The sequence below is a fragment of the Devosia sp. MC1541 genome (assembly GCF_012847305.1).
Classification (GTDB): Bacteria; Pseudomonadota; Alphaproteobacteria; order Rhizobiales; family Devosiaceae; genus Devosia.
Genome location: NZ_JABBDZ010000040.1, coordinates 1 through 2,329 on the forward strand (window position 1 = coordinate 1; position 2,329 = coordinate 2,329).

The window sequence follows — 2,329 nt, forward strand, 5'->3', positions numbered from 1 at the left end:
ATCATGAACTCTGTGCGGGCATCGGACAGGTTGTGCTGTGCCTGCAGGATCAGGATCTTGAACATGGCCACCGGATCGAACGGCGGCCGACCGCCTTTGCTGCCGTCACTGTAGCCAAGTCCCTCCACCAGCCAGGACCGGAAATACTCGAAATCCACCGTCCGCTCCAAAACCTCGAGCGGATCGCCGTGCTGGCTCAAGGCTTCGAGGTGATCGTTCAGGCTGAAAAGCGAATGCGGGTCCATGATGACGCTCCATGATCGGGCGACATCAATGAATCATGACTGCATCAAAGCCGCCAAGGGTTTTTGCGGACGTCCAGCTTCCCATTCCTGGCAAGCGACCGCCAGGCCGAGACATGATTGGCTTTCAGACCGTGCCGCCGCGCAACTTCACCAACGGTCGCACCCGGACGAAACGTCTCGGAGACAATCCGCGCCTTCACCTCTTCAGGCCACTGCCGATTGCGGCTCCGCCTCCCGCCATTTGTGAGAAGCTCCATTGGAGCATCCATGGAGAAACTCCAGAACTGACATCAACCCGTGCGGAATCTCATGGCTCGTGACAGACCGGAAGGTGGGGGCAGGACACCGCTTACCTATGTCATAAGGTGCGATGCGATTTTCGAGGGAGCAAAAATTTCATGCTCACCGCATGTGGGGTATGCGCCTGGTCTGAAATGCATATGTCTTATCTGGCTGCTCCCGCTCTCTCGAATGTAGTCTTTCCTAGCGCCCCGCCTTAATATATTCGCCGTATTGTCGATGTTAGCGAAAGCGCTCACGACGTCATGGACGGGCTAGGTGGTCATATCGTGTCGAATAACAATGAAGCACTTGAATATAACCCAACTGACCGCCTTAACATGATGGCATTTTGGCTCGTTGTGTTTCGCGACTTTCTGAGAGTATTTGAGTATATATCTGGAATAAATTTTCCTTTTAATCTAATTGGTCTGGCAATTGTAAGTCTAGCTTCAGTTGTGAACTTTTCAGGACGGCGAAAATCTAAAGACGCTGCCTTTTTTATGTTTATGGTTGGCCTTCTGGCTGTCCATTTTTTACTTCTGTTCGTAAGGAATCTTGACAGCGTATCCGATTTTAGGGCCTTGGTGGGGCTATATTACGTTCACTGCGCTATACCGCTCTTCGTCGTATCGTTAGCTTTACGATACGACCTGCAGGCATTAATACAGCGCAAAAATTTCATTATGACTGTTCTTTTTATTGTCTGTTTTGGGATTTCCCAAGTCGTATTTGCCAGTATTGAGCCATCTGGGTTCGGTACGTTTCTTATGTCCCTACATAATGAAGGTATAATAGCTTATCCACTTCAAACGGTTATATCGGGCGGAATCCAGATAAGGACGATGAGTGTATTTTATTCGGCCTTTGCCTTCAGCTTAATTATCAATTGGCTTGTGGCGTATATAATTTTTATGAAGCCGCTAAAATGGCCATACATTGTATTAGTACTGGCTCTGGTCTGTGTGCAGTACACGACATATAACCGGAATGGTTTTTTTATGTTGGGCTACATATTGGCTCTTCGCCTTTTCATGCCACTATTTTCGTTAAGACTTGTCGCGATTGTGGCGGCCGGCATCGTTTCCGCACTAATAATTCTCGGACCTGTGTTACTTGCAACGTTTGATACCGGAGCTGGCGGCGATAGTAGCTTCTTGCTAAAAACGTCCACACTTCAGTCACGTGTATATTCATGGGTGATGATCAGTGAAGCGCCGATAGCGGACTGGCTATTTGGTACCGGTTTTGTCCAAGGGCTCTCGCAGAATTCTACAGAAGAGTTTTTTGTCGACAATTTCTTCATTTATCTGATCTGGCAGAACGGCTTGATTGTAGCCCTCGTTTTATCCGTAATGCTGATACTCACACTGTATGCCCTATTGCCGACGAGAAGGGACGACAAGTACGGTGGGTTCGTTTTTGCGGTGTTTTCTGCTGGTCTTTTAGGTTTCAGCCTGAACATCATGTTCTTCGAACCGCTGTTCCAACTGCTCTACCTTGCCCCTGCTGTTTCCTTGATTTGCACAAGAAGGGCGCGCAAGCTGAAGCAGGTCGAGAATTCTCCATTGATCGCGATGGGCCCTTCCCAACCCCTCTATCCTTCAATCAGAACGTAGGTGATTGCATCAGGCGCAGGCCCACAATGTCCAGCAAGTGTTGACGCACGCTTTCAGTGAGCTGGACGTCCGCAAAAACCCTTGGCGGCTTTGATGCAGTCATGATTCATTGATGTCGCCCGATCATGGAGCGTCATCATGGACCCGCATTCGCTTTTCAGCCTGAACGATCACCTCGAAGCCTTG

General features: G+C 49.2%; 3 protein-coding genes. 1 reads left to right on the forward strand and 2 read right to left on the reverse strand.

From position 1 onward, the window contains the following. Positions 1 to 245, reverse strand: a 245-nt coding sequence (locus HKD40_RS17565; RefSeq protein ID WP_169197062.1) for a transposase, incomplete at its 3' end; no start/stop codon positions are given. A 44-nt stretch (positions 246 to 289) separates the two neighbouring features. Next, positions 290 to 514: a transposase gene (locus HKD40_RS18130; RefSeq protein ID WP_349236824.1), complete on the reverse strand. Its 225-nt coding sequence runs from the start codon at positions 512 to 514 to the stop codon at positions 290 to 292. A gap of 300 nt (positions 515 to 814) precedes the next feature. On the opposite strand from HKD40_RS18130, the gene HKD40_RS17575 reads away from it, so the two are divergent. Next, on the forward strand, positions 815 to 2,143 hold the full coding sequence (locus tag HKD40_RS17575) for a hypothetical protein (RefSeq protein ID WP_169197063.1): 1,329 nt from the start codon (positions 815 to 817) through the stop codon (positions 2,141 to 2,143). The last annotated feature ends 186 nt before the right edge of the window (positions 2,144 to 2,329 follow it).